This window comes from Streptomyces sp. NPDC054783, assembly GCF_053611725.1.
On record NZ_JBSHAY010000049.1, the window covers coordinates 1 to 19,688 of the forward strand.

At 68.2% G+C, this 19,688-nt stretch carries 19 protein-coding genes and 2 pseudogenes; 18 read left to right on the forward strand and 3 right to left on the reverse strand.

The window, feature by feature from the left end; genetic code table 11:
- A partial coding sequence (locus ACWGJ5_RS42560; protein WP_453314981.1) for a hypothetical protein occupies positions 1-185 on the forward strand: 185 nt, incomplete at its 5' end.
- Between the two features lie 28 nt (positions 186-213).
- Here the strand turns inward: ACWGJ5_RS42560 and ACWGJ5_RS42565 are convergent.
- On the reverse strand, positions 214-723 hold the full coding sequence (locus ACWGJ5_RS42565; protein WP_453315022.1) for a recombinase family protein: 510 nt from the start codon (positions 721-723) through the stop codon (positions 214-216).
- 20 nt (positions 724-743) lie between these two features.
- On the opposite strand from ACWGJ5_RS42565, the gene ACWGJ5_RS42570 reads away from it, so the two are divergent.
- The 3 genes and pseudogenes from ACWGJ5_RS42570 (at position 744) to ACWGJ5_RS42580 (ending at position 2,928) form a co-directional block, all read left to right on the forward strand.
- Positions 744-1,931 (forward strand): DUF4158 domain-containing protein, encoded by a 1,188-nt coding sequence (locus ACWGJ5_RS42570; protein ID WP_453314982.1) that lies wholly within the window; start codon positions 744-746, stop codon positions 1,929-1,931.
- Positions 1,932-1,933: 2 nt separating this feature from the next.
- Positions 1,934-2,092: pseudogene (locus ACWGJ5_RS42575) on the forward strand (Tn3 family transposase); the annotation flags it as partial.
- Between the two features lie 20 nt (positions 2,093-2,112).
- Positions 2,113-2,928 (forward strand): Tn3 family transposase, encoded by an 816-nt coding sequence (locus ACWGJ5_RS42580; protein ID WP_453314983.1) that lies wholly within the window; start codon positions 2,113-2,115, stop codon positions 2,926-2,928.
- A 231-nt stretch (positions 2,929-3,159) separates the two neighbouring features.
- Here the strand turns inward: ACWGJ5_RS42580 and ACWGJ5_RS42585 are convergent, their stop codons facing one another.
- The gene (locus ACWGJ5_RS42585; RefSeq protein ID WP_453314984.1) at positions 3,160-4,122 is read right to left on the reverse strand and encodes an alpha/beta hydrolase family protein; all 963 of its coding nucleotides are present in this window, start codon (positions 4,120-4,122) and stop codon (positions 3,160-3,162) included.
- Positions 4,123-4,281: 159 nt separating this feature from the next.
- Here ACWGJ5_RS42585 and ACWGJ5_RS42590 point away from each other — a divergent pair, with 159 nt between their 5' ends.
- The 9 genes and pseudogenes from ACWGJ5_RS42590 to ACWGJ5_RS42630 all read left to right on the forward strand — a co-directional run bounded on the left by ACWGJ5_RS42590 (position 4,282) and on the right by ACWGJ5_RS42630 (position 13,710).
- Positions 4,282-4,878: a TetR/AcrR family transcriptional regulator gene (locus tag ACWGJ5_RS42590; protein WP_453314985.1), complete on the forward strand. Its 597-nt coding sequence runs from the start codon at positions 4,282-4,284 to the stop codon at positions 4,876-4,878.
- Positions 4,879-5,765: 887 nt separating this feature from the next.
- A complete protein-coding gene (locus ACWGJ5_RS42595) occupies positions 5,766-6,638 on the forward strand; it encodes a Mu transposase C-terminal domain-containing protein (protein ID WP_453314986.1) in 873 nt (290 codons plus the stop codon).
- Between the two features lie 103 nt (positions 6,639-6,741).
- Positions 6,742-7,627: pseudogene (locus ACWGJ5_RS42600) on the forward strand (TniB family NTP-binding protein).
- Positions 7,624-8,826, forward strand: coding sequence for a TniQ family protein (locus ACWGJ5_RS42605; protein WP_453314987.1), 1,203 nt, complete (start codon positions 7,624-7,626; stop codon positions 8,824-8,826). Before ACWGJ5_RS42600 ends, ACWGJ5_RS42605 begins: the two are co-directional and overlap by 4 nt.
- Before the next feature lie 156 nt (positions 8,827-8,982).
- Positions 8,983-9,612, forward strand: coding sequence for a recombinase family protein (locus tag ACWGJ5_RS42610; protein ID WP_453314988.1), 630 nt, complete (start codon positions 8,983-8,985; stop codon positions 9,610-9,612).
- Positions 9,613-9,879: 267 nt separating this feature from the next.
- A complete protein-coding gene (locus tag ACWGJ5_RS42615) occupies positions 9,880-11,229 on the forward strand; it encodes a serine/threonine-protein kinase (protein ID WP_453314989.1) in 1,350 nt (449 codons plus the stop codon).
- 151 nt (positions 11,230-11,380) lie between these two features.
- Positions 11,381-12,397, forward strand: coding sequence for a recombinase family protein (locus ACWGJ5_RS42620; RefSeq protein ID WP_453314990.1), 1,017 nt, complete (start codon positions 11,381-11,383; stop codon positions 12,395-12,397).
- Positions 12,398-12,635: 238 nt separating this feature from the next.
- Positions 12,636-13,040 carry a PaaI family thioesterase gene (locus tag ACWGJ5_RS42625; RefSeq protein ID WP_399096625.1) on the forward strand — a complete coding sequence of 135 codons (405 nt, stop codon included), beginning with the start codon at positions 12,636-12,638 and terminating at the stop codon, positions 13,038-13,040.
- Entirely contained in the window at positions 13,033-13,710 is a 678-nt protein-coding gene (locus ACWGJ5_RS42630; protein ID WP_453314991.1) for a TetR/AcrR family transcriptional regulator, read from the forward strand. The genes ACWGJ5_RS42625 and ACWGJ5_RS42630 overlap by 8 nt, the downstream gene beginning before the upstream one ends.
- Positions 13,711-13,754: 44 nt before the next feature.
- Here ACWGJ5_RS42630 and ACWGJ5_RS42635 read toward each other — a convergent pair whose 3' ends face one another.
- Positions 13,755-13,925: a Tn3 family transposase gene (locus ACWGJ5_RS42635; RefSeq protein WP_453314992.1), complete on the reverse strand. Its 171-nt coding sequence runs from the start codon at positions 13,923-13,925 to the stop codon at positions 13,755-13,757.
- A gap of 913 nt (positions 13,926-14,838) precedes the next feature.
- On the opposite strand from ACWGJ5_RS42635, the gene ACWGJ5_RS42640 reads away from it, so the two are divergent.
- The 5 genes from ACWGJ5_RS42640 (at position 14,839) to ACWGJ5_RS42660 (ending at position 19,617) form a co-directional block, all read left to right on the forward strand.
- Positions 14,839-15,339, forward strand: a complete 501-nt coding sequence (locus ACWGJ5_RS42640) for a helix-turn-helix transcriptional regulator (RefSeq protein WP_453314993.1) — start codon at positions 14,839-14,841, stop codon at positions 15,337-15,339.
- A 28-nt stretch (positions 15,340-15,367) separates the two neighbouring features.
- Positions 15,368-15,937: a toxin gene (locus ACWGJ5_RS42645; RefSeq protein WP_453314994.1), complete on the forward strand. Its 570-nt coding sequence runs from the start codon at positions 15,368-15,370 to the stop codon at positions 15,935-15,937.
- Positions 15,938-15,949: 12 nt separating this feature from the next.
- The gene (locus ACWGJ5_RS42650; RefSeq protein WP_453314995.1) at positions 15,950-17,194 is read left to right on the forward strand and encodes an MAB_1171c family putative transporter; all 1,245 of its coding nucleotides are present in this window, start codon (positions 15,950-15,952) and stop codon (positions 17,192-17,194) included.
- A gap of 41 nt (positions 17,195-17,235) precedes the next feature.
- Positions 17,236-18,381 (forward strand): cytochrome P450 family protein, encoded by a 1,146-nt coding sequence (locus ACWGJ5_RS42655; protein ID WP_453314996.1) that lies wholly within the window; start codon positions 17,236-17,238, stop codon positions 18,379-18,381.
- A gap of 138 nt (positions 18,382-18,519) precedes the next feature.
- Positions 18,520-19,617 carry an integrase core domain-containing protein gene (locus ACWGJ5_RS42660; protein WP_453314997.1) on the forward strand — a complete coding sequence of 366 codons (1,098 nt, stop codon included), beginning with the start codon at positions 18,520-18,522 and terminating at the stop codon, positions 19,615-19,617.
- Positions 19,618-19,688: the final 71 nt, after the last annotated feature.

Here is a 19,688-nt window from a genome sequence, read left to right on the forward strand (position 1 = left end):
GCTCGGTTCTGCGCAACTCGACTGTCCGGCGCCCGCACCTCTCCTCGACGGACGCCGGGCAGTCGACCTCTACCGACCTCGAGGAGGCCAAGATGCACACAGACAGGACAGTCCAGAACCGCGCAGCCGCGCGCGCCGCAGAGCTCCAGGGTTCAGAGCACACGTACCAGTTCACCGGCGACTGAGAGGTGTGGAAAGTCGGTGGCAAGGTGTTCATGCTGCAGACATCGATGCCTGCTTGTAGATGGTGTTGCGGGAGACGCTCAGCGGCTTGGCGATCGAGGAGACGGTGTTCTTCGGTCGGCTGAGCAGGTCGCGGGCGTGCTGGATCTGCTCGGGGGTCATGGCGGGTGGCCGGCCGAGGCGGGCACCGCGGGCGGCGTCGAGGCCCTCGTTGGTTCCTTGGACGATGAGTTCGCGGATGAACTCGGCGAGGGCGGCGAAGACGTGGAAGACGAGCCGGCCGACGGGGGTGGTGGTGTCCAGGTTCTCGTACAGGGAGGTGAAGCCGATGCCGCGTTTGCGGAGTCCGGAGACGATGGAGATCAGGTCCTGGATGGAGCGGCCGAGCCGGTCGAGGGAGGGGACGACGAGCGTGTCGCCTTCGCGGGCGTAGTCGAGCGCGTTCCAGAGTTCGGCCCTCGGGGAGTATCGGAACGGGAATGAGCGGTAGCGGGGCGATCTTGATTCCGGTTCGGTGACGTGCCCGTTTTGCCTGGTCAGCGGGGTCTACGTGCCTGGGCATGCCTGTTGAGTACCTGTCTGCTGAGCAAGAGGCCCGCTACGGGCGGTTCGCCACGGAGCCGTCTCCCGGCGAGCTGGAACAGTTCTTCCGCCTGAACACCAAGGCCCTGGGGTTGGCGCGGGCGAAGCGCCGCCCGGCGAATAGGTTGGGGTGGGCGGTGCAGTGGGGCACGGTGCGGATGCTCGGCACCTTCCTGACCGAGGACCCCACGACGGTCCCGGCCTCCGTGGTGCGGTTCGTCGCCGAGCAGTTCGGCATCGATGACGAGCACTTCGCCGAGTACGGGACACGCTCGCAGACGGCGTACGAGCACGCGTGGGAGATCCGCGACGAGTACGGCTACCGAGAGTTCGCCGCGGGTGAGGCGGAGCTGCGGGAGTTCCTGGCGGCGCGGGTGTGGTCGTCGCTGGAGGGGCCGCGCGCGTTGTTCGACCGGGCGGTGGTGTGGCTGGTGAACAACCGGGTGCTGCTGCCCGGCGTGACGACGCTGGCCCGGATGGTGGCCGCGGTCCGCCAAGAGGAGAACGACCGGCTGCACGCCACGCTGTACGAGGCGGTGCCGTACGACCTGCGCACCGAGATGATCCGGCTGCTCGAAGTGCCCGAGGAGAAGCGGGTGTCGGAGCTGGAGCGGCTGAGGCTGGGCCCGAGGAAGGTGTCGGGCAAGGCCATGCAGCTGGCCCTAAACCGCGCCCGCGAGGTGCGGGGCCTGGGCGCCGGCGCGGTCGACGCCGGGCGGGTCCCGGCCGCGCGGATGACCGGGCTGGCCCGCTACGGTCTGACCTCGAAGGCGCCGACGCTCAAGCGGCTGGAGGTCACCCGGCAGACCGCCACCCTGCTGGCGACCGTGCGGCACCTGGACACCGCGACGGTCGACGACGCGCTCGATCTGCTGCACGCGCTGATGGCCACCAAACTGCTCGCGAAGGCCGAGCGGATGGGCAACGACGCCAAGCTCAAGGCCCTGCCCCCAGTTGCGCAAGGCCGCGAAGAAGGTCGCTGCGGCGGTCGGCGTACTGATGACGACGCCGCCCGCGACCAACACCGGCGAACTCGTCTCCGTGGTCGACGCGTGGTCGGCGATCGAGCAGGTCGTACCTCGCGAGCAGCTGGCCGAGGCGCTCGCCACGATCGCCGTGGTGGTCCCGGACAGCGACGGGGACGACGACGCGGAATGGCGGGCTGAACATCGACGTCGTACGGGCGTGGGGCGGCGGTCTGGTCGCCTCCGCCGACGGCGTCCGCTTCACTGTCCCTGTGCAGACCCTGTACGCGGGTTCGAATCCCCGGTACTTCGGCCTGCGGCACAAGGGCGCCACCTGGTTGAACGTGGTAAACGACCGGGTGATGGGGCTGGGCGGGGGGTCGTGCCGGGCACGCTGCGCGACTCGCTGTTCATCCTGGACGCCATCCACGCCCGCGACGGCGGCCCGAAGCCGGAGACCGTCATCACGGACACCGCGTCATACTCCGACATCGTCTTCGGCCTTTTCCCGATCTGCGGCTACCAGTTCTCCCCTCGGATCGCCGACATCTCCGACGCGCGGCTGTGGCGGACGAATACCGCCGCCGACTACGGGCCGCTCCAGCCGGTCTCGAACCACACCATCCGTCTGGACCGGATACGTGCCCACTGGGGCGACATGCTCCGCGTGGCCGGGTCGCTCACCCTGGGGGAGGTCCGCGGCCACGACCTGATCCGCATGCTCTCCCGGGACGGCAAACCCACCGGGTTGGGCGACGCGTCCGCCCATTGCGGGCGGATCTTCAAGACCCTGCACCTGCTCCAGTTCGTCTCGGACGAGGGCTACCGGCGGATGATCGGTGCCCAGCTCAACGTCACCGAGGCCCGCCACCGCCTCGCCCGGAAGATCTTCTTCGGGCAGCGCGGCGAACTGCGCCAGCACTACCGCGAGGGCATGGAGGACCAGCTCGGCGCGCTCGTTCTGGCGCTGAACGCCGTGGTGCTGTTCAACAGCCTCTATACCGACGCCGCCGTCAAGCAGCTCGCGGCCGACGGCTTTCCCGTCACCGACGAGTTGCTCGCCCGGCTGTCCCCGCTCCAGTACGACCACATCAACTTCCTCGGCCGCTACGCCTTCACCCGGCCGCCGGCGCCGGGCCTGCGGCAGCTACGCGACCCGTACAGCGATGACGAGACCGACAACGACGAGGACGGGTAGCCGCGGGCCCCGTACAAGTCAAGGACGGTCCGGCCGAAGGCACCTCCGATGCCCTCCGGCCGGACCGCCCTGTTCTCGCCAGGGGCCAGTGCGAGTCGGGAAGGCCGTGGTTCTCTGGACGACGCGGCACGTCGACGTCCCTGTGCGGGACGGACACGGCCCAGTCGGCGATGACGACGATGGCGGCGACAACGATGCGGACCGCCCGCTGTAGGGCTTCGCCGCGGCTGTCTACTTGGATTCGACTTGTCCGGCCGGGTCGGCCCCGGTCGTCAGCACCTCGCACGCCGCCTGCCAGGCGTGGTCGCCGGGCTGGAACTGGTTGCGCAGGTAGGCCGAGGTGAGGCGCGCGAGGGCGGCGACCCGCTCGGGGTTCTCGTCGGTGGTCTCGGCGGCGTCGTATCCGGAGATGCCGCCGAGCAGGTGCTCGGCGCCGGACAGGGTGAGCAGGGTCTTGGGCGCGGGGGCGAGACGGTAGGGGTCGGCGTGCCACTCGGGGCCGACGTCGGTGAAGTGCCGGGAGTCGTCCTGGTCGCCGGCCACGACCAGGGTGGGTGTGGTCATCGTGGAGAAGTCGGTGGTGTGGAAGAACGGCACCATCTCGGCCATCGGTCCGTTCAGGATGTCGCCGCCCCTGCCCGGTGCGGCCAGCAGCACGCCCGCCTGGATCCGGGGCTCGAGCAGGTTCACTACTTCCCCGGTGTCGGGGTCGGCGCTGCGGGCGCCCAGCAGGAGGGAGGCGGTGTGGCCGCCGAGCGAGTGCCCGGCAACCGCGATCTTGTCGTGGTCGATGCGCCCGGCCAACTGCGGCACGGTCTTCTCGATCTCGTTGAGCCGGTTCAGAATGTGGCTCATGTCCTCGGCGCGTGAGCGCCAGAAGAAGGGGGCTCCGGGGGTGTCGGCGAGCTGGTGGCTCAGGGTCCGGGAGCTGAGGTGGGTGGGCTGGACGACGACGAACCCGGCGGCCGCCCAGAGGTTGGCGAGGGGCGCGTACCCGTTCAGCGAGGAGAGGTTGTTGGAGCCGCCGTGACCGTGGGAGAGCAGGATGACGGGCAGGCCGGTCCCGGCCTCGGGCGCGGAGACGCGGACCTGGAGGTCCACGGGCCGTCCGGGCACGGACAGGACCACCGGGCTGTATGACAGGACGGGGGCGGGCGGGGCGAAGGCGGCGGTGTCGGTGGATGTGCTCAGCATGCGGTTCCCTTCTGTGGCCTGCGCCGCTGCCGGCTCCAACCGGGCGGCGGCAGGCAGTGGTCAGACGCGTCCGCGTCAGCTAGCATGAATCGGAACGTTGCTCCACTTACTATCTGGAACGATGCTCCGTTTTGTCAAGCGGTGCAGGAAGGAAGCACGGTGTCCACCGAGAGCCCCGCCGGGAAGGCGTCGACCCGAAACAAGCGGGCCGACGCGGCACGCAACCAGCAGACGCTGCTCGCCGCCGCCGCCGAGGTCTTCGTCACCTCGGGCGTCGACGCGCCGATCCGCCAGATCGCGGCCAAAGCGGGCGTCGGGATGGGGACGATCTACCGCCACTTCCCGACCCGGGCCGATCTCGTCACCGCCGTCTACCGCCACCAGATCGAGGCATGCGCCGAGGCGGGCCCGAGCCTGCTGGCCAGCGCCGACTCTCCGTTCGACGCGCTCCGTCAGTGGATCGACCTCTTCGTCGACTTCCTGGTCACCAAGCATGGACTCGCCGACGCCCTGCAGTCGGACAGCAGCCGCTTTGCCGCGCTGCACACCTACTTCCTCGACCGCCTGGAACCCGTGTGCGCGCAGCTACTCGGCGCCGCGGTCGACGCCGGCGACATCAGGCCCGGCATGCGGCCCTACGAGCTGATGCGCGGCATCGGCAACCTGTGCATCGGACGCGACAGCGACCCGCGCTACGACCCCCGCCGATTGATCGAACTGCTCCTCCAGGGACTCCAGCAACCCCAGCCCGCCTGACAGAACGAATCGGTGCGCCCCCGACGGGCAACGCTCTCACAAACGGTCCTTTGCCCGAGCAAGATCAAGAACGGGCCGCCGGTGTCAGTTTCCGAAGTCGCTTGCACAGGTGAGCTGGTGATTCGCTGTCGCGTGCAGGGAACTGCGAACGCGCCGGACGGGCCGAACTCGCCTACGCTACGGTCGAGTTGTCCGTAGTCGTGTGCGTGACGGGGGCTTCCGGATGGCAGAGGAACCGGTGGCCGAGCGCGGGGTGCTGACCGCGCCGACCCAGATGTGGGAGACCGCGGTGCGGCAGGCCGAGGCGGATGAGGCCGCCGAGCGGCTGCGGGTCTCCCGGCGCCAAGTGTATGTCCTGCTTGGACGGTGGCGCGCCGGTGAGGGAGTGGTGTCGGACCTGCTGCCTGGCCATTCCAGCGGAGGCCGCGGCGGCGGGCGCCTGTCTGGTGAGGTCGAGACGATCGTCCAGGAAGTACTACGCGCCGGGTACTTGACGCGGCAGCGCCGCTCGGTGGCGGCGGTCTGCAAGGAGATCACGCGCCAATGCCGGGCTCGCGGCCTGCGGACTCCTTCACGGGGGTCGATACAGCGGCGGATCGAGCGGCTGGACCCGGTGGCTTCGGCCTCGGGACGCGAAGGAAGAGAGGCGGTTCGTCCTCTCCGGTCGGCGGGGGGTGTGCCGCCGGCGGTCACCGGGCTGCTGGAGCAGGTTCAGGTCGACCACACGCCGGTGGATGTGATCGTGGTCGACGAGCGGCACCGGCTGCCGATCGGCCGTCCTCATCTGACGGCGGCGATCGACGTGGCAAGCCGGTGTGTGGTGGGCCTGGTGGTGACGCTGGAGGCGCCGTCGGCGACCTCGGTCGGGCTGTCTGGCCCACACGGCGATGGACAAGCGGCCGTGGCTGGAGCTGCTGGGCGTGGAGGCGGTATGGCCGATGAGCGGCAAGCCGCGCGAGCTGTACCTGGACAACGCGGCGGAGTTCAAGAGCGAGGCCCTGCGCCGTGGCTGCGACCAGCATGGCATCAAGCTGCGTTACCGGCCGCTCGGCCAGCCCCACTTCGGCGGGATCGTCGAGCGGCTGATCGGCACGATGATGCACCTCGTGCACGAACTGCCGGGCACCACGTTCTCCAGCACCGCCGAGCGCGGCACCTACGACAGCGATGGCAAGGCCGTGCTGACTGTACGGGAGTTGCAGGGCTGGCTGGCGTTGGCGGTGGCCTGCTATCACGGCCAGGTCCACGAGACACTGGGCCGCCCTCCGGCCGGGGTCTGGTCGGAGAAGGCCGCCGCGTCGGGGCCGCTGGTGACGGTGACCAACGAGACCGCCTTCCTGGTGGACTTCCTGCCGGTGATCCGCAGGACCTTGTCGCGGTCGGGGTTCGTGATCGACCACGTGCAGTACTACAGCGGCGCGCTCAAACCGTGGATCGCCCGCCGCGAGCGGCGGGGCCGGTTCGTGCTGCGGCGTGATCCGCGTGACATCAGCCGTATCTGGGTCCTGGACCCGGACGGCACCGCGTATGTGGAGGTCCCCTATCGGACGCTGTCACGACCGCCGATCAGCGCGTGGAGCAGAAGGCCGCCGCCCGGCGGCTGCGCGAGCTGGGCCGTGCGGAGGTCGACGAGAACGCCCTGTTCGCCATGGTGGCGCAGATGCGGGAGATCACCGACACCGCCGCGACCACCACCCGCAAGGCCCGCCGCGACCGACAGCGTCGCACCGAGGCACCCTCCCGGCCGCAGCCGAAGGTGACGCCTTCGAACGCGCCCACCTCCGACGCGGGCCAGGAAAGCAAAGCTGTGGCCAGGCCGTTCGAGGTGATCGAGCAGTGGTGAACGAGAACGAGGACGCTGCGGTGGACCTGTCGCATCTGCGCCCGGCCGCGCAGCAGATCACGCGGCTGCCGGACCCGGAGCGGCTGCGCTACGTCCGGGCGGACCGGTGGATCGGCTACCCGCGTGCCACCGAGGCCCTTGGGCGGCTGGAGACGCTGTTGTCGTGGCCGTCCAAGCAGCGGATGCCGCTTGCTGATCGGGCCGACCAACAACGGCAAGTCGATGATCGTGGAGAAGTTCCGCCGCGGCCATCCGCCGGTATCGCATCCGGACCGCGAGGAGATCCCGGTCCTGGTGGTGCAGATGCCGTCCGAGCCGTCGGTGATCCGCTTCTACACGGCGCTGCTGGCCGCGCTCGGCGCGCCGCTGCGTGCCCGCTACCGGGTGGCCGACCTGGAACAGGCGGTACTGAGGCTGCTGCGGGCGGCTAAGGTGCGGGTGCTGGTGATCGACGAGTTGCACAACGTCCTCGGCGGCAGCGGCGACAAGCGCCGGGAGTTCTTGAACCTGCTGCGGTATCTGGGCAATGAGCTGCGCATCCCGCTGGTCGGCGTCGGCACCCGGGACGCCTACCTGGCCATTCGCGCGGACGACCAGTTGGAGAACCGGTTCGCGCCGCTGACGCTGGCGCGCTGGGAGGCCGACGTCGACGCCTGCTCGCTGCTGGCGAGTTTCGCCGCGTCGTTCCCTCTGCGCAGGCCCTCGCCGATCGCCACCGCCGAGATGGCCGGCTACCTGCTGACCCGCAGCGAGGGCACGATCGGCGAGCTCGCCCACCTGCTCACCGATGCCGCCGTCGCAGCGATCGAGTCCGGCGAGGAAGCCATCAACCAGCGCACCCTGTTGCTCGCGCCGTACGTCGGCCCGACCGAACGGCGCCGCCTCTTCGAGCGCGAGCTGACGTGAATGCGGTCCGGCGCTGGCCGCTGCACCCGCAGCCCGGCCCGCTGCAAGCGCTGTCGTCGTGGCTGGGGCGGCTCGCGGAGCTGTACGAGATGCCGGTGCACGACCTGCTGCGGCACAACCTCGGCCTGGTCGACTTGGCCCTGCCGGTCGATCTCGACCTCAACCCGCCGACGGCGATGCTCGTGTCGCTCGCCGAGAAGACCGGCGTGGGCTTCAGCCAACTTCGGTCGATGACTCTGACCGGCTGGGTTCCCTGGCTCTTCGACATGCTCCCCGTGGGTGTCCAGGACGCGCAGTCCGTTTTCGACGCCTACGTGAGGGACAACTCCGTTCTCTTCGCGCGCAAGGCCGCGACGCAACACGTGCTGCGCTTCAAGCCGGGATGGGCGGGGCCGCGGCTTCTTCCCCACGCCGGCGCTCTGCGAGCCTGTCCGGTCTGTGTCGCCGACCCGGACCGGGGCATGTCCCTGATGTGGCGGCTGGCACTGATGACCAGCTGCGTAGAGCACGACTGCCGTCTCCTGGACATCTCCGAGGTGAGGGCCGCGCGGATCCTGGGCCGGGAAACGCACCGGGAGCCGCTTCAGCCGCCCCGCGCCGCCCTGGACCGCTACACGCACCAGGCACTGACCACCGGCCGAGTCGACTTGCCCGACCGGAACGTGCACGCCGGGGTGTGGTTCCGCCTCCTGCGCTCCCTCCTGGACGAGGTCAGCCTCGCCGCGGGCAGCCAAGGCGCCCACGGCAAGAACACGTTGCAGCTGATCTGGCAGAACGCTGGACACCCGGAACGCGCGGGGCTGAACGTCTGGCGCCCCTTTGAGCAGCTGAAAGACGAGGTCCGGGAGGCGATGTGGGACGCCGCCGCCAACGCGCTCCAGATGGCCGCCGACGGCTTGATCACCGCCCGCGGGCGCCTCAGTTCCGCGCTTCAGGCCCCACTCCACGACTACGTCTACGACGGCGACGAACCCTCCCCGCACCGCAACGCCTGGCAGGACTTCACGGCCGCCTTCGAGGAGGCGCTCACCATGGCCCGCACCGACCCGCCCACCGCGCGGCAGCTTCTCGCCCTACTGACCATTGGATGCCGCACCCTCGATCACTTCGAAAGGGAGCGCGCCTCCCTGCACGAGGAAGGCGTCCCCGCTGAGTTCCTGCCCAGCGCCGGCGAACTGGGCCGCCTAGGCCTTCGCTGACACCGTTCCACATCCTTGGAAGTGGAACGCGGCGCCTGCCACCCCGTCAGGATGTCCGCGTCCTGCGGCGATCCCCCTGCCAGTCGTTCCGTAAGTCGTTCCACAAGGAACGTTCCGGAAGGCCCGTACGGAGACAACTTCCGGTACGGTATGGCCATGCCAACCGACCAGCGGCACCCCGCACAGGGACTTGAACTCGCGTACGCCCGCGTCTCCACCACCAAGCAGAGCCTGGAACGCCAACTCGACGCCCTCGGGGCAGCGGGCATCCCGGAGACACGGATCTACGTCGACAAGAAGAGCGGCGCCACCGTCGAGCGCCCCGGCCTGACCGATCTGCTCGCCTACGCCCGACCCGGCGACACGATCGTGGTCTACACCCTCGACAGGCTCGGAAGGAACCTGCGCGAAGTCCTCAACCTCGTCCACGACCTGGGCGAGAAACAGATCGGGGTCCGCTCACTGGCCGACCCCCTGCCGATCAACACCGCCGCCGAGGGCATGAGCCGCATCGCCTTCCTCCTGCTGGCCCTCTTCGCCGAGATGGAACGCACCTTCACCGCCGAACGCGCCGCCCACGCCCGCGCCGTCGCCGAATCCGCCAGCCGCCGCATCGGCCGCCCCGTCGCCCACCCCGCCGACAAGATCGAGTACGCCAGGCTCCTCAAGCATCAGGGCAGCAGCCTCGGCCAGATCGCCGCGAAGACCGGAATCCCCAAGACCTCACTCCACCGCTACCTCACGGAGGCACCCTCCGCCGCCGCGCCGTCCGGAGACACGCAATGACCTTGACTCCTGACCCGCAGCAGGTCGAAGTCATCGGGCGGAGTGGAAGTCTTGTGCGAGCGGGAGTCGACGGCCCTGTTCCGCAGCCGCGGACGCACCAGGGATGGAAAGCTGATCCGGATCAGGGGGCGGTCATGGCGAACACCCCCGCCGTTTGGCGGGTTTCTGGGTAACGGGCGTGTCGCCTTCACAGTCGCGTCGTGATCCCCATCGCGCTGGTTCGCTGGCAGGAGGGACAGGAATGTTCGAAACGGGGGAGGCGTAGCAGTGCGAGACCAGCTTCTCGGGGGCCGTTACCGGTTGGTGCGGCAGCTCGGCGAGGGCGGAATGGGGCAAGTATGGGAGGCGCAGGACGAGACGCTGGGTCGGCCCGTCGCGGTCAAGGTGATCTCCCTGCTCGCCGGTGGCGGAAGCCGCGGCGACGAGGCACGCGCCAGATTCCTGCGCGAGGCACGGATCACCGCTCAACTGCAGCACCCCAACATCGTGACCATCCACGACCTCGGCGAGACCGGCACTGAGGGCAACAGGGTTCCGTTCCTGGTGATGGAGCTGGTCCGAGGCGAGGGCCTGGACGCGATGCTGCGCCGAGGTGTCGTCACCCTGCCGGACGCGGCCCAGTGGGGCGCGCTGATAGGTGACGCGCTTGCCGAGGCGCACGCAGCCGGAATCATGCACCGGGACATCAAGCCGTCCAACATCCTCATCACGCCGTCCGGCAACGTGAAGGTCCTCGACTTCGGCATCGCGAGGGCGGCCGACCCCTACGCGACCGCGGACCGCCTCACCCAGACCGGCCTCATCGTGGGCACGCCCCCCTACATGGCACCCGAACAGGCACGCGGCTTCCCAGAACCGCGCAGCGACCTGTACGCCCTCGGCTGCCTCCTCTTCGAGTTGATCACAGGCCGGCTCCCATTCCAGGCCCCCGACACCGTGGGATACCTCTCGGCACACCTCACCCAAGAACCGCCCACACCCAGTTCGGTATCCACCGGCATCCCCTCCGCGTGGGACGACCTCGTGCTGAGGCTGCTGGAAAAGGACCCCGACCAGCGGTACCCGAACGCCACCGACCTCTCCCAGGCACTACGACACCTCGACCGCACACCCGAGCCCGCCGGAGGCCCCGCGCCACCAGCAGGAGGGGCCACCCAACCCCCCTCCGTCACCGCGACGGCCCCGCTCCCGCCTGTGGCCCCCACCCGCAGAGCAAGTAGCCTCCCCTCACGGCCGGACACCGCATCGACGCATACCCCGGCGCGCCGTGGCCGCGCGACACGGTTCGTCCTCCCGGTATGCCTAGGGTTACTCCTCCTCGCCTCGCTGGCCGGCCCGCGGGCGCTCGGGATTCTGGTAGCCCTGGCGGTCACCTGGGTGTTGACGGCAGCACTCACACCGCGCTCCACAAGCCTGACGCGCGGGACGGGGTACGCTGCCGTGGCGGCCCTCGCTGTGCAGCTCGCAACGGCTGCGATCAACTGGAATCATTTGGGCCTCTCAGAAAGCTGGCCCTACCTCGTGATGATCGTCCTGACCATCCCGGCGTACTGCTACCGCGACATCAAGACCCGGCGAGGGTCAAGTCCGAGCTCGACATGGACAACCGGCTCGTGATCACGCACACGACTTCGGACATCCATGCAGGCGACTTCGGAAATTGACAGCCGGACCCTTGGTGATCTTGGATTGGATCTCGGAACTCGTTCTCACTCAAAAGTGGGAGTGACCCCCTTCTGAGACTTGCATTGCGAGAAGATCCGGTGTCATGACGGACCCTCAAGTCCCTTCCGTGTCCTACCGGTCGGACGCGGACGACGTCGAACGCCGCCCTTGCCCGAAGTGCGACGCACAGCCGGGCTCGCCGTGCCGCTCGCGCTCCGGAGCGGTCGCCTCCGCCTACCACACCGGCCGCTTCACCAAGGTGCCCCGGCTCGCCAAGCTCCTGCGGGTGCCTACCCCAGCCGACCGCGCACCCGGACAGCCGTGGCGGCCCGGCACCCCGGCCCCGGCCCCGGCCCCGGCCCCCATTAACCCGGACCTGCCGAGCGCGGGCATCCGCATCGGGTACGCGAGATGCTCGCACCGCAGCCAAGAGCTCGACTCGCAGCTGGACGCGCTCACCCAGCACGGCATCCCGAGGGACAAGATCTTCAGCGAGAAGATCAGCACCCGTATCCGCGTACGCCCGCAGTGCGAGGAGGCACTCAAGACCGCGCGGGAGATCAAGGCCCACGCCCCGCACTGCCGTGTGATCTTCACCGTGTACGAGATGAAGCGGCTCGGCCGCGACGCCGCCGAACTCACTGCGCTCGCCGACCACCTCACCGCGCACGGCCTGATCCTGGAGATGCTCGCCGGGCCGCTGCCGGGGATGTACGACCCTAGCGGCCCCGGAAATCTGCTCTTCGCGTTCTTCGCAGCGATGGCAGAGACCGAGCGGGAGGACATTCGGGAATCGACGCTGGAGGGGCTCGACACCGCCGCCCGCAAAGGCAAGCACGGCGGCCGGCCGCCGGTCATCACCGACGACATGCTCCACACCATCCTCCGCCGCCGAGCAGGCGGTGAGTCCGTCGAGCAAATCCAGCCCGACCTGATCATCCCCACCGGCAAGCGCAAGGGACAGAGCCCGTCCGTGGCGAGCATCTACCGCGCCCTCGCCGAGCACGCCAAGCGCGAGGCGTACCCCGAAGCCGTCGAACAGGCCCACGCCGACTTCGCCGCCCTCCACACCGGCGAAATCCCCGGCCCACGCACGACAATGACGGAACCCGCTCGGTGACGCGGCACTGCGTCGGCCGCTACCGCTGATTCCCGTTCCAATACTCCCCAAGGGCCTGGTTCTCCAGACACTTGAAGTTGTCTCGTCCGAGTGCCGGCTCGGCGTCTCTCAGCACGCCTCCGATCGGCACCGGAAGAGTGCACATCCCTGCAGCCTCGCGCCACACGCGTGGACACGAACCGTGACGTCCACATAACATGTCACCGTTAACTTAACGGCGACAACCTGAGGGGCCGCGATGACCATCACCGAGCAAGACGTCTACACCTTGGCGCCGTTCGCCAGGACGCTCGGGATACGCTTCGGAGCTCTCAAGGCCGACGCTGTCACCGCGCAACTCGCCTACACGCCCGAGCAGTCCACCGTCGGCGCCGCGATGCACGGCGGGGCACTGATGGGGTTGGCCGATGTAGCCGGCGCCGTGTGCGCCACGCTGAACGGGACCGCCGACATCGTCCCCGCGACCATGGAATCCACCACCCACTTCCTGCGGCCCGTACACGGCACCGGCGCCTTCGCGACCTCCCGCCCGCTACACGTCGGCAAGTCAACGGTCGCCGTGGAAATCGACATCAGGGATGACAAGGACCGGCTCTGCGCCCGCGTCACTCAACTCGTCGCCCTACGGAGGCGTCATGACTAAGAGACCCGGCCAGACCACGGCCGACGGCCGCGCCAGCACAACCGAAGGCCGTCGGCGCAGTCGCGCCAAGCGAGGCCACGGCGGCCGACTGAGGGACGAGCTCATCGAAGCGGCCGGCACGCTGCTCGACGACGCCGGCGAGGACGGCGTGACCATCCGTGCGGTGGCACAGGCCGTCGGGGTCAGCACCCCCTCGGTGTATCTGCACTTCGACAACCGACTGGAACTGCTGCACACCGTGTGCCTCGGGGTCTGGGACGAGCTCGGCCAGCGGATGCTGAGCATCAGCGCCCAGACCACCGACCCGTTCACCGAACTCCACCAGCGCAGTGTCGCCTACATCAGGTTCGGGCTCGAGCATCCCCTGCGCTACCGCCTGGTCGCGACCGGACCCGCGACAGCCGCCACTGAGCAGGTCGCCGACGCCTGCTTCCGATTCCTGCGGGAAACGGTGCAGCGATGCGCCGACGCCGGCGTGCTCCACGGCGATGTGACGGCGCTGACCCGGGCGATCTGCGCGTGCCTGCACGGTGCCGTCTCGCTGCTGATCCTCCAGCCCACCTCGAAATGGCCCGACGACATCCCCCAGTACGCAGACGATGCCGCCACCCTCGCCTGCCAGGGCGCCGCCGCCCTCTCACGCGCGCACCATGGCCGCTACGGAACATGAACGTTTTGCCCTGGGCAACACTCCGCTACGCCTTTCTGGCGTCCTCACCGGCCGACGGTTGGCGCAGCGGTCGGCGCCCGGCTGCGCGGGGCGGAAAAAAGCTGGTCCTCCATGCCCTTGCGGTAGTGCTGGCGCAATTCGCCGCGCTGGCCGAAGAAGATCCGCCGGGCCAGGCGGTGGCGGGCCTCGGCGATGTTGAGCTGCTGGCCGATCACCGCCGTGGGCCGCGATCCAGCCCCGAGTTCGACGCCGTGCGCGATGCAGTCCGCGCCGCCGCCGGACAGCTCACCTGTACCGGATGGCCGCCCCCCTGCAAGTCCGCCTTGTCCCGGCGCGATCGGAAGGCCGGCCCTACGCCCCGCGGCGCCAGAACGAGGCACTTCCCCGCTTCCGAGGAGACCCGCTCGGGACCCGCGGCCGTCTATTCGCCGTCGCCTTCCTCGTCCTCCGGAATCGGGACGTTCGGGTCGCGCAGCAGCCGCAGGGCGCCGCCGGCGGCCCCCTCCAGCGTCATGTTCCGCGCCACCCGGGCCCCCTTGAGCGCCGAATCCGCATCTCTGGCCGCGGCCACGGACACCGCCCCCTCCCATCCAGCATGTACCCGCAGTCTTCTCTGCGCGCCAGCGGTTCAGAAGGCCCTCACCAGCCCCTCTCGGGGCTCGTACGCTCCGGGCGCCGGGCGGGGAGTGTGACGGCCCCAGCCCGGCGCCCGGTCCGCTCCCGCCGATCGACGGGCCGTCGAGCTCGTGACCTGCGCGGTCACCGGCTCCAGTCGTACGAGTTGTCGTCCTCCCATCCGGCGTCACGGTCGTCGTTGAGCAGGTCGTTCACCTCGTCCTCGGTGAGCGATGGCGCGCGCCCGGAACTCCGGAGGATAGGGACGAGGCATGACTGCCAGCCTTCCGTGAAGGACTGTCAGTTAGCCACCAGAACTGGAACCTGAGAGGTGGGACAGGTCACCCTGTCACCCGAACCTGCATCAGAACAGGTCAACTGGGAAGAGGTTCACTGACTGGTATCCTTCACTCACAGTTGATCCGCTACGAATAAAGTGCGCTCTACGCACACTTGGGGTCAGCTGGCACGTTCCCCGGCTAGTTGATTGAACAATGAACTGAGGGAGGTGGCATGGCGGAGCAAGTCCCCGCCCATGCTGATGAGCCGGCCGGAACCAGCGACCCGACGGCAGAGTTCTCTGCTCGGCTCGATCAGCTCTTCAGGACCGTCCACCCCAGCGAACGGGCGCCATGGAGCAACGCTGAAGTGGCTCGTGCGGTAGGCGTGTCGGAGACCTACATCGGCTACCTCCGCAAGGGCACCCGAAGGAACCCGACGCTGACACAGATGCAGGCCCTGGCAGACTTTTTCGGCGTACCACTCGCCTACTTCTTCGATGACGGCCAAGGCGAGCAGGTCCGGCAGGACCTCGCACTACTCACGCAACTCAAGGGCATGGGCGTCCGTGAAATCGCCCTTAGGACCATTGCTGAAATGTCCGAGGACAGCGTCACCACCGTCCTGCCCGTCCTGCAGCGTCTGGCCGAGACGCAGGTCGAGAAGCAAAGCCCCCGCGGACGCAGAATGCCCTCGCGCCCCCGGTCCGCGGGTGAAAGCCCCGGGGCCCTATGACAGCGCGAAGCGAGTAGGGACGACGGGGATGTTCACGATATGGCGCTGGCCGGACGGCCAGCCGGGCGGTGAGGGCATGGACGACAGGGAGCTTCGCCAGTACTGCGCCAACGTACTGAAGGAACTCGAGATTCCAGAACGGGCAGACGTGAATGCGCTCTGCGACCACCTGGAAGACATCCGGGGTCGCCGAATCTCCCTCATCGAGACGCCCATGCCCACTGGGCCCGGACGCCCCTGCGGGTTATGGGTTGCCACCGCCGAGGAGGACTACCTCCTCTATCAGAAGTTCACAACGCAGGCTCACCAGCAGCACATCGTCCGTCACGAGATCGGGCACATGGCGCTCGGCCACAAAGCCGCGCCCGTGATGCCCGACGAGGCCGTACAACTGCTCATGCCCACCCTCTCCCCCGACCTGGTGCGCAGCGTCCTCGGCCGCTCCCAGTACAGCAACACAGAGGAGAAAGCCGCCGAACTGGTCGCTTCCCTCATGCCGCTGCGGGCTGAAGGCATGTCACAGCGCCGATCCGTCGACCCCGGCATGGCGAAACTCATTACACACTTGGGCCGTTCTCTCGAACGTGACAGTACGTAAGGACATGCCGACATGCTTATCTTCAACCTTGTCTACGGGGTCCTGGCAGTCATCACTTGGAGCGCGTTCTTCTACAAACTCCGGGACCTCATCAGAGACCCCTGTAACCGGGAGCTCCGGTTACTGTGCCTGGCTATAGCCTCCTTCGCCACACCCTTCGTCATCGCATCACCGTGGCTCTACGTGCGCATCGACCGCGCGATCGGCGTCACCAACATCTGCACGCTGTTCGTCTACTCCTCCTGCGCTCTGACCGAGGCGGCCTTTCTTGCCCTGCTGGTGAGCTGGTCGTCCGCACAACACCGCGTCAAGACGTGGCATCGCACCCTGGTCGCCTATGCCGTCATCACCATCGCCTCCATGGTGACGCTTTTCTGCCTCGGTGACGTGAGCGACGGCGAACACGACGTCGACTTTGACGTCCACTACGCCAAAACCCTTTACATCTCCCAGTTCCTGCTGATCTATGCGCTGCTGTTCGTCGTCGGCATGATCGGCCTGGTCTTCATGTGCTGGCGCTACGCCAAGGTCGTTGACCGGCCATGGCTGCGCCGCGGTCTCAGGACCATCGCCGTCGGCGCGATCTTCGGAATGGGCTACGGCGTGCCCAAGACCGTCTCCAATCTCTGGGACACGTTCGGCACGTCGCCGCTTCACTTCATCAGCGTCAACGTGGCGCCCATGAGTGCAAGCGTCGCCGCCTGGCTCTTCGCCGCCGGCTTCACCATGCCCGCCTGGGGCGTCGGTCTTGACCGCTCCCGCGAGCGCCTTGCACTGAACGGCGCCTACCGGCGCCTGCGCCCCCTGTGGGCGGCACTCACCCAGGCCTTCCCGGAAGTCGTGCTGTTCCCGGACGTGCACACCACCAAGGCACGCATGCGACTGCGTGACGAGGACCCTGGCTTCGTCGTCAGCCGCACCGTCATCGAGATCCGCGACGGCCAGCTCGCCCTCCGTCCCCACTACGACCCCGGGGTAGCCGAGGCCGCACGCACGCTGTGCGCTGCCCGGGGCCTGGCCTTCGAGGAAGTCGAGGCTGTTGTGGAGGCGGCGCAGATCAAGGCAGCCCTTGTTGTACGGGAAGCTGGTGGGCACATAGCGGAGCACGCTGGTGATGTTCCACACGACCCTGCCGCCGGTGACATGAGTGAGGAACGTGATTGGCTCATCCGCGTAGCAGAAGCGTTCCAGCATTCGGCACTCGTTGACCAGGCAGCAGCCACCACGAACCAGCCCACAGCGGAAGCGAAACGATGACAACTGCTCCATCATCGGCCAGCCTGTTCAACGATGCGCTCATGACCGACCCGTACCAAGCGTACGCCCGGCTGCGGGAAGCCGGGCCGGTGCACCACACCACCACTCCTGACGGGGCCCCCGTGTGGGTCGTCACCCGCTACGACGATGTGCGTGCCGCTCTCACGGACCCGCGGTTATCGCTGAACAAGGCAAACGCTCACACTGCCGGCCGCTACAAGTCATCCATGCCGCCGGAGCTGGACGCGCATCTCCTCAATATGGATCCGCCTGACCACACGCGGCTTCGCCGACTGGTCTCCAAGGGTTTCACCGCCCGGCGTGTCGAGGGTCTGCGGCAGGGCGTCCAGGTACATGTCGATGGACTCCTGGACGGCATCGCAGACCGGCCAGCCGACTTGATGCAGGCCCTGGCAAACCCCCTGCCCATGTTGGTCATCTGCGAACTTCTCGGCATTCCTGCCCAGGACCGCGGTGATTTCCGCACCTGGACCCGTAGCGTGCGGGGGTCCGAGGAGGACTCGGCCGTGGAATCCCGTACCGCCATGCGGAAGATGCACCAGTACCTCACCGGAGTGATCGATGCCAAGCGCAACGAGCCGACCGATGACCTGCTTTCCGATTTGATCGGGGCTCGCGACGAACATGACAGACTGAGCGAACCGGAGCTGCTCGCCATGGCGTTCCTGATCCTCTACACCGGCTACACCAGTGCGGTGAACCTGATCGGTAATGCCGCGTTGGCACTCCTGCTGCACCCACAGGTGATGACTTCGGTTCGGGCCGACAGCACACCGATCCGCGCGGTGCTGGAAGAGACACTCCGCTGGAACGCCCCCGTCACGCTGGGGATCCGACGCTTCGCTCTGGAAGATCTCGCCATCGGCGGCGTCAACATCCCCGCCGGATCCCGCGTCTGGGTCTCACTCGCCTCGGCCCACCGAGACCCGGCCCAGTTCTCCAATCCCGACCGCTTCCAGCCCGAACGACCGGCTGCCCACCTGGACTTCGGCCACGGAATCCACTATTGCCTTGGTGCCCCCCTGGCGCGCCTTGAAGCCGAGGTCGCTCTCACGCATCTCCTGAACCGATTCCCTGATCTGGACCTTGCAGTTCCCGCCGACGAGTTGGAATGGCTACCCTCGTTTCATCATCGCGGCCTGAAGACGCTGCCAGTGACCTGGTGACTGCCACCCTGCCCCTGCCGAAAATCTCATCCGGCCTGGTGGGCGCGCCTAATGGGGGGTGCGCGGGGTCGGGGGGCTCGGGTGCTCGGAATGGGGCGTCTCGTACGGGCGGTGACTGCCCCGGCATGATGGTCCGTCGTGCTGCTGCGACTGGCCTACCTCACCGTGACGAACGCGTTCGCCCTGCTGCGCCTGCTACCGATGAGCGACCGGGACAAGGACGCCGAGATCCTCGTCCTGCGTCACCAGATCACTGTCCTGCGGTGCCAACTCGGCAAGGAGAAGGTGCGGTTCACCCCGAGCGATCGGGCGTTCCTGGCGTCGTTGCTGAACCGGCTTCCGGTGGAGGTACTGCGCCGGGTACGGCTGTTGGTGCGGCCGGAGACGGTGCTGCGCCGGCACCGCGATCTGGTCGCACGCCGCCGCGCTGCCGCCTCCCGGCCCAAGCGCCCGGGAAGACCGCGGACCGTGCACGCCATCCGCGCCCTGGTCCTCCGCTTCGTCCGGGAGAATCCCAGCTGGGGCTATCGCCGCATCCATGGCGAACTCCTCGTTATCGGGATCCAGGTCGCGGCCTCCACTGTCTGGGAGATCCTGAAGGAGGCCGGGATCGACCCGGCGCCCGAGCGGGCCTCCAGCACCTGGGCGGACTTCCTGCACTCCCAGGCCGACGCCCTGCTGGCATGCGACTTCCTGGAGACGGTCACCCTGTCCGGAGCACGGATGTATGTGTTCACGGTGATCGAGCACGCCAGCCGCCGGATCCGGATACTCGGTGCCACCGCGCACCCGACCGCATCTTGGGTGACCCAGGCCGCGAAGAATCTTGTCATGGACCTCGAGGACGCCGGCTGCCGGGCGCGGTTTCTGATCCGGGACCGGGACGGGAAGTTCCCCGCCCTGTTCGACACCATCCTTAACGATGCGGGGATCGAGGTGGTGCTCAGCGGCGTGCGGATGCCGCGCATGAACTCGATCATGGAACGCTGGGTACAAACCTGCCGACGCGAACTGCTGGACCGCACCTTGATCTGGAACCAGCGGCACCTTCTCCATGCGCTACAGGAGTTCGACGAGCACTACAACTCCCACCGGCCGCATCAGGGCATCGCCAACGCCGGCCCGCTCCACCCGTTGCCAATGCCGGTCACCGATCCGGAGCAGATCGCCCACCTCGACATACGACGATACGAACGACTCGGCGGCATCCTCCACGAGTACCAACATGCCGCCTGACCTCGACGGATGAGGTTTTCGGCAGGCGCAACGTTGCCCTCGCGCTCGATCTCTCGCGTCGCCATGCCGTC

Bases quoted from the DNA above. Each gene is read 5' to 3' on its own strand.
- ACWGJ5_RS42570 (WP_453314982.1), top strand. From the start codon at position 744: ATGCCTGTTGAGTACCTGTCTGCTGAGCAAGAGGCCCGCTACGGGCGG.
- ACWGJ5_RS42630 (WP_453314991.1), top strand. From the start codon at position 13,033: ATGACTAAGAGACCCGGCCAGACCACGGCCGACGGCCGCGCCAGCACA.
- ACWGJ5_RS42655 (WP_453314996.1), top strand. From the start codon at position 17,236: ATGACCGACCCGTACCAAGCGTACGCCCGGCTGCGGGAAGCCGGGCCG.
- ACWGJ5_RS42610 (WP_453314988.1), top strand. From the start codon at position 8,983: ATGCCAACCGACCAGCGGCACCCCGCACAGGGACTTGAACTCGCGTAC.
- ACWGJ5_RS42640 (WP_453314993.1), top strand. From the start codon at position 14,839: ATGGCGGAGCAAGTCCCCGCCCATGCTGATGAGCCGGCCGGAACCAGC.
- ACWGJ5_RS42620 (WP_453314990.1), top strand. From the start codon at position 11,381: ATGACGGACCCTCAAGTCCCTTCCGTGTCCTACCGGTCGGACGCGGAC.
- ACWGJ5_RS42645 (WP_453314994.1), top strand. From the start codon at position 15,368: ATGTTCACGATATGGCGCTGGCCGGACGGCCAGCCGGGCGGTGAGGGC.
- ACWGJ5_RS42585 (WP_453314984.1), bottom strand. From the start codon at position 4,122: ATGCTGAGCACATCCACCGACACCGCCGCCTTCGCCCCGCCCGCCCCC.
- ACWGJ5_RS42650 (WP_453314995.1), top strand. From the start codon at position 15,950: ATGCTTATCTTCAACCTTGTCTACGGGGTCCTGGCAGTCATCACTTGG.
- ACWGJ5_RS42595 (WP_453314986.1), top strand. From the start codon at position 5,766: ATGGACAAGCGGCCGTGGCTGGAGCTGCTGGGCGTGGAGGCGGTATGG.
- ACWGJ5_RS42625 (WP_399096625.1), top strand. From the start codon at position 12,636: ATGACCATCACCGAGCAAGACGTCTACACCTTGGCGCCGTTCGCCAGG.